Raw genomic sequence first — 6,511 nt, forward strand, 5'->3', positions numbered from 1 at the left:
CTGGTGACGTACCGTCACTTTCCTGCGACCTGATCCGCCGGACAGGCCCTACCGGCGCCTGACGCCCGGACGATCAGCTCCCTTACGCACGCGCGCAGCCAGGCGTGGGCGGGGTCGGCGTCGTGGCGTGGGTGCCAGGCGTAGCCGACGCCGACCGCCGGGAGCGGCAGCGGGATCTCGAAGGTGGCCAGGCCGAGGGTGTCGGCCAGCGGGCGGCCCCAGTGGCTGATCAGTCCGATCAGATCGGTCTCACGCAGCACGAACAGCGAGGCGGGGTAGGTGCCGACGCTGCCCACCACCCGGCGCTTCAGGCCGAGTTCGGCCAGTGCCTCGTCGACCGGCCCGTGCTGCCTGCCGCGCCGGGAGACGATCAGATGACCGGCCTCCCCGGCGAACCGCTCGGGTGTCAACTCCCCGGTGAGCAGCGGATGTCCGGCCCGTACGACGCCCAGCATGCGTTCCTCGTACACCGTCTCCGCATGCACCTCGGGCGCGCTCGTGTCGATCACCCCGACCTCCAGGTCGGCCGTGCCCTGGCGCAGGAACGGGGCGTCCACATGGCTCTCGGAGAGGAAACGCAGCCGGATGCCGGGCGCCTCGCGGGCGGCGCGCTCGAAAAGGGCGGCGCCGAGCATGGCGGCGATCGAGTCATGGCCGAGGATCGTGAACGTACGGGTCACCGTGCGCAGATCGGCATCCCGGCCAGGCGCGAACAGGGCCCGGGCCCGCTCCACCACCGCGCTCACCTCGGCCCGCACGGCCAGCGCGCGCGGGGTGGGCACCATCTGACGTCCGGCCCGCACCAGGACGGGGTCGCCGAGCGCCTTGCGGATCCGGCCCAGGGTGCGGCTCATGGCGGGCTCGGACAGATGCAGCCGGTGCGCGGCGCCCCGCACGCTCTGCTCCTCCAGCAGCACATCCAGCGCGACCAGCAGATTCAGGTCCAGTCTCAGGTCCGGCCCGGTGGATTGCGTCATGCGCAGGTATCCCTTGTAAAGGTTGCACTGGAAAGCAGGTCAGCGGCGAGCCTACGGTGAGATCGCATCCCACACCACCCACCGAAGCTCCCGGGAGGAGCCGTGCCCCCGCACGCCCTGAAACGCCCCACCCTGCTCGCGCTGTGCGCCTGCGTCCTGGTCGCGCAGAGCATGGTCGCCGCCATCAACCTCCTGATCCCGCAACTGAGTTCGTCGCCCCTGCATCCCACGCACACGGAGATCCTGTGGACGGTGGACGCCTATGGCATCGTCTTCGCGGGCCTGTTGATCCCGGCCGGCGCGCTCGGCGACCGGTACGGCCGCAAGGGCGCCCTGCTCGCGGGGCTCACCCTGTTCGCGGCGGGCGCCGCCACGAGTGCCCTCGCCACCGGCCCGGCCGTGCTGATAGCGGGCCGGGGCCTGTCCGGCGCCGGAGCAGCGCTGATCACACCGTCCACCCTCTCGATCCTCATGCAGCTGTCCGCGCCCGAGCACCGGGCCCGCTCGATGGGGGCCTGGACGCTGTCGATCGGCCTGGGCGGCGCGGCGGGCAACCTGGGCGGTGGCCTGGCCGGGCAGTTCCTCACCTGGCGCGCCCTGTTCGCGGCGATGGTCCCGCTCGCCGTCGTCCTCGCGGTGGCCGTCTCGACCACGGTCCCGCGCACCGAACGCTCCACCCGGAGCAACCCCGACCCCCTCGGCACCCTGCTGCTGACGGCGGGCCTGGTGGCGATCCTGTTCGGCATCATCGAGGGCCCGGCCTACGGCTGGACCTCCACCCGCATCCTCGGCGCCTTCACGGCGGGCGCGGTGCTTGTGGCGGCCTTCACGGCCCACGCCCTGCGCTCCCCCGCCCCCCTCTTCGACCCGCGTGTCTTCCGCTCCTCCCGCCTCCGGGCGTCCTCGCTCGGCACGGCCGTCGGCTTCTTCGGCCTGTTCGCCCTGTTCTTCGTCAACTCGCAGTATCTGCAGGACCTCAAGGGCTTCGGCGCGGCCCTCACCGGCGTCGCGATCCTGCCGCTGCCCGTCGGCATGGCAGTCGCCCAGCGGCTGGCCACCCGCTGGGCCCACCGCCCCCGCGCGGTCATCGGCACCGGACTCACTCTGATCAGCCTCGGCCTGCTCGGCGCGTCCACGGCCGACGCGGGCACCCCCTACGCGGTGTACGTCGGCTGGCTGCTGGTCATCGCGTCCGGTACCGGCCTGTCCATGCCCGCCCTGACCCTCGGCGTGGTCACCTCACTCCCGGCCCACCAGGCGGGCCTGGGCTCCGGCCTCGGCACGACCGCCCGGGAGACCGGCGCAGCCCTGGGAGTAGCGGTCACAGGCACGGTCCTGTCGGCCCACGCCGACCTCACCTACGGCTTGGGCCCGGCCCTGCGGACGGTGGCGGTGGTGGTGCTGGGGGCCACGGCGGTGGTGGTGGCGGGGTACGGGGGCGGCGGGGCCGGGGGCCGTACGGTCGAGGCCGGGCGGGAGCCGGAGCTGTCCGGTGCGGGCCGCTCATGACCGGGGCGGCAGGGCGGCACACACTGCTGCGGCCCCGGCTCCGGGGACGACCGACGTCCGACGGCCGACGGCCGACGACCGGGACCGGCCCCGCTCCGGCTCACTCATTACGCCCTCGTCTGCGGCGCAGCGCCTGGATCCGCTCCCACTCCGTCTCCCAGAGCCGTCGCAACTCCTCCTGCCGCTCATCGGGTTCGACCGGCTCCTCCTCGCCGTCCTCCTTCCAGAGGCCCTGCTCCTTGAGCTGACGGACGTGGACGTCGATGGGCGGCTCGGGGTCGTGGTCGGAGGGACGGGGGCCCTCGGGGCCGTCGGGATCGATACGGACGAGGCGTTCGACACGGGTGACGCGGTAGCGGACACCGGCGATCGTGGTGACGTTGGAGCGGGATGCGTCGGGGCGGTCGGCGATGCGGGCGTACTCCGCGCGCTGCACCGACGAAGTCCAGCAGGTCCAGTTTCCCTTCGGGGAGGCTGTTCGGGTGCTGAACGCAACAGTCCCCGGCCGCTGTTGCAGCGGCCGGGGACCGGGAACGGATGCTGCCGGTCAGATGTGACGCGTCAGATCAGGCCGAGGGCGCGGACCGCCTCGCGCTCCTCCTCCAGCTCCTTGACGGAGGCGTCGATGCGGGCGCGGGAGAAGTCGTTGATGTCCAGGCCCTGGACGATCTCGTACTTGCCGTCCTTGACGGTCACCGGGAAGGAGGAGATCAGGCCCTCCGGGACGCCGTAGGAGCCGTCGGACGGGATGCCCATGGAGGCCCAGTCGCCCTCGGCGGTGCCGTTGACCCAGGTGTACACGTGATCGATGGCGGCGTTGGCGGCGGAGGCGGCCGACGAGGCGCCGCGGGCCTCGATGATCGCGGCACCGCGCTTGGCCACGGTCGGGATGAAGTCCTCGGCCAGCCACTTCTCGTCGTTCACGACCTCGGCGGCGTTCTTGCCGGCGACCGTGGCGTGGAAGATGTCCGGGTACTGCGTGGCGGAGTGGTTGCCCCAGATGGTCAGGCGCTTGATCTCGGAGACCGGGGTGCCCGTCTTCTTCGACAGCTGGGTCAGCGCGCGGTTGTGGTCCAGGCGGGTCATCGCGGTGAAGCGCTCGGCCGGGACGTCCGGCGCGGCGGCCTGCGCGATGAGCGCGTTGGTGTTGGCCGGGTTGCCGACGACCAGGACCTTGATGTCGTCCGCGGCGTGGTCGTTGATGGCCTTGCCCTGCGGCTTGAAGATGCCGCCGTTGGCCTCCAGCAGGTCACCGCGCTCCATGCCCTTGGTGCGCGGCCGGGCACCCACGAGGAGGCCTACGTTGGCGCCGTCGAAGGCGACGTTCGGGTTGTCGGTGATGTCGATGCCCTGGAGGAGGGGGAAGGCGCAGTCGTCGAGCTCCATCGCCGTGCCCTCGGCGGCCTTCAGCGCGGGGGTGATCTCCAGGAGGCGGAGCTTGACCGGCACGTCCGCGCCGAGCAGCTGGCCGGAGGCGATGCGGAAGAGCAGGGCGTAACCGATCTGGCCGGCCGCGCCGGTGACGGTGACGTTCACGGGAGTGCGGGTCATGGCGTTCTCCGTATGACAGCTGGCGGTGGGGCGTCCCTGCCCCGGGCGGATGATCGATCTCTTGGCGTCAAGAGAGATCCACCGGTCAGGCTATCGCGCATCCGGCATGCGAGACGTACGGGGCCCTGTGGCTCGCCCCACAAGGCGGAACCCGAGGCGGAATGCGAGGTGGAATCCGAGGCGGAACGCGCGGTGGAACCGGCAGCGGAACCGGAGGCGGCACGCGTGTCGGAACGAAAGGGCGGCCGCCCGTCCGGGAGAGGGGGAGAGGACGGAGGCGGCCGCCGGGTGGGGGTACCGGATGGCCGGACTCCCGTGGGGGTATCCCACGCGTGCCCAGGATCCGCCCCTCCATGCGCCCGCCCCCGGAATTTCACCCACCCGATTTCCCGGCCCCGCGCACCGCCGCGTACCACCCCATCCGCGCGGTCCTACTTCGTGCACCCCGTCCGCCCGGACGCCAGCGTCGCGCACGCCTTGGCCTGGGCCGCGTCCTGCACCGCGACCATCGGCGTGTACGCGATGGTGTCGCCCACGCCGCTGGTCTCGCCCGTCTGCTGGACCCGGCCGGCGGAGACCTGGACCTTGTCGCCCCGGCCGGCGCCGGTGATCCGGCCCCAGGCGGTGCCGCAGGCCTTGCTGTAGCGGACCTCCAGGGTGGTCGTGCCGATGGTGGCGGTCTTGGCGGTGGTGACCAGGTCGCCGCTGCACCCCATGGCCTCGGCGTCCTTGCCGTCGCAGGCGGAGCCGGCGCACTTGACGCCGGGCGGCGGGCTCGCGTGCGTCGCGCTCGGGGACGGCTTGGCGGCGTTCTCGTGCCGCGCACCGCCCCGGTCGGTGACGTAGAACACGGCGGCGATGACGACGAGCACACCGACGAGCCCCGCGACGAACATGATCACCCGCTGCCGGCCGGCACTCCCTGGAGCCGCGGTGTCTCCCCCAGAGGGGGTACCCCCAGCGGGCCCGGCCGCCGCTACCTGTCCCTGTCCCTGCCCGTCGTACGGGTTCGGGGTGCTCGGGGTCCAGCCGGGGCCGTAGGGCGAGGCGCCGGGCCGTGCACCGCCCGAGGCGGCGTCAGCGGCTACGCCCGAGGCACCGTCAGCGCCCACGGCGGCAGCGCCGCCCGCCCCGCTACCCGCGCGTGCGCCGGTGCCGGGGCGTGCGCTTGCCTGGGACGGGCCCTGATACCCGGCCAGGCCCCAGGAGTTGCCCCCCGAGGTCCCGCTGCCGCGCCCGGCACCGTCACGGTCGCCCGGAGCACGGCCCGCACCATCACGGTCGGCCGCCCCGCGGCCCGTGCCCTCGCGAGCGTCGGCGTCCGGGGCCGTCGGCTGGGGCGGAATCGTCGGGGAGACACCGGCCGGACCGGCGATCCCCATGGCCGCACCGACACCGCCACCCGTACGACCCGTACGACCGGACGATCCCCCATCCGTACGACCCGAGGGCCCGGCACCCGTACGACCTGAAGGTCCGGCACCCGTACGACCCGACGGCCCCTCACCCGTACGACCGGACGAGTCGGCGCCCCTGCGTCCCCAGGGGTCGGCACCCCCACGACCCGACGAGTCGGCACTCGTACGGCCCGACGGCCCCCCGGTGGCCTCCGCCGCCCCGAACTCCCCGAGTGCGGCGCGCGCCTGGGAGATGCGGATCGCCTCCATGGTGCGGTCGTGCCGCATCTCCGCCCGGCTCCAAGCGCGTTCGGCCAGCTCCCACATCGTGGTCAGATGCACGGGATTGGTGCCGGTGACCTCGGCGAGCGCGACGATCGCGCCCTTGGGTGCGAGGAGCCGGCCGCCCAGATAACGCTCCCAGGACGTCTTGCTGTAGCCCGTGCGGTCGGCGAGTGCCGCGACGCTCAGGCCGCTGTGGTCCACGAGCCGGCGCACCTGGTTGGTGAACTCCTTGATCTGCGGATCCAGATCGTCCGGCAGATCTTTCCAACGAGGCATGGCTCCCCCCTTGCTTTCCCCCGTCTTGCTTTCCCCGTCCTGGCTACCCACAAGGATGCACCGACTGAGGATCCCAGTTCCCGCAGTGGGGGCGCGCGGGAGCGTGGACGGCGCGCGGGCACCGTAGCGGAACGGTCACTTCCATGCCACAGCGCAAGGACAGGCGTTGAACAGGCAGTTCACAGGCGGAAGGCTGATTCGGGGCGGCGGTTCGTCCTTCTCGGGGGAGGGGACGAGCCGCCGTTCAGCCGCAGACCGCTCGCGGACAGCGCTACCTGTTGCTGCTGAGCGTGAAGTGCAGGGTGTCCTTCAGGAAGGGGACCACGATCCACGGCTTGGGCTGGGCCATCAGCGCCAGCAGGACGATCGCGAGGCCGAGGATGCCGTAGGTGGCGATGTCCGTGAACCGCGAACGTACGGCGAGCATGCCGACGCGGGGCAGTATCCAGCGCATGACCGCGCCGGCCAGCAGGGCGGCGCCGATCACCAGGGTGCCGGCGCGGAACTGGTCGAGGG

At 72.6% G+C, this 6,511-nt stretch carries 6 protein-coding genes; 1 reads left to right on the top strand and 5 read right to left on the bottom strand.

All coding sequences use genetic code 11. The features are described from left to right. Positions 1–14: 14 nt before the first annotated feature. Positions 15–977, bottom strand: a complete 963-nt coding sequence (locus M878_RS65160) for a LysR family transcriptional regulator (protein WP_023547261.1) — start codon at positions 975–977, stop codon at positions 15–17. A gap of 102 nt (positions 978–1,079) precedes the next feature. Between M878_RS65160 and M878_RS65165 the strand changes: the two genes are divergently transcribed. Further along, a complete protein-coding gene (locus tag M878_RS65165) occupies positions 1,080–2,486 on the top strand; it encodes an MFS transporter (RefSeq protein ID WP_023547262.1) in 1,407 nt (468 codons plus the stop codon). 100 nt (positions 2,487–2,586) lie between these two features. Here M878_RS65165 and M878_RS65170 read toward each other — a convergent pair whose 3' ends face one another. The 4 genes from M878_RS65170 to M878_RS99885 all read right to left on the bottom strand — a co-directional run. Next, entirely contained in the window at positions 2,587–2,922 is a 336-nt protein-coding gene (locus M878_RS65170; RefSeq protein WP_023547263.1) for a DUF5954 family protein, read from the bottom strand. Between the two features lie 125 nt (positions 2,923–3,047). Beyond that, a complete protein-coding gene (locus tag M878_RS65175; protein ID WP_023547264.1) occupies positions 3,048–4,037 on the bottom strand; it encodes a malate dehydrogenase in 990 nt (329 codons plus the stop codon). Between the two features lie 431 nt (positions 4,038–4,468). Beyond that, on the bottom strand, positions 4,469–5,995 hold the full coding sequence (locus M878_RS65180; protein WP_023547265.1) for a helix-turn-helix domain-containing protein: 1,527 nt from the start codon (positions 5,993–5,995) through the stop codon (positions 4,469–4,471). A gap of 271 nt (positions 5,996–6,266) precedes the next feature. After that, positions 6,267–6,511: DUF3017 domain-containing protein (locus tag M878_RS99885; RefSeq protein WP_023547266.1), on the bottom strand; the 245-nt coding region annotated here is incomplete at its 5' end.

Origin of the sequence: Streptomyces roseochromogenus subsp. oscitans DS 12.976 (assembly GCF_000497445.1) — a bacterium.
GTDB classification, from domain to species: domain Bacteria; phylum Actinomycetota; class Actinomycetes; order Streptomycetales; family Streptomycetaceae; genus Streptomyces; species Streptomyces oscitans.

Excerpts from the sequence above, each read along its gene's own strand:
- M878_RS65175 (WP_023547264.1), bottom strand. The coding sequence starts at position 4,037 with ATGACCCGCACTCCCGTGAACGTCACCGTCACCGGCGCGGCCGGCCAG.
- M878_RS65180 (WP_023547265.1), bottom strand. The coding sequence starts at position 5,995 with ATGCCTCGTTGGAAAGATCTGCCGGACGATCTGGATCCGCAGATCAAG.
- M878_RS65160 (WP_023547261.1), bottom strand. The coding sequence starts at position 977 with ATGACGCAATCCACCGGGCCGGACCTGAGACTGGACCTGAATCTGCTG.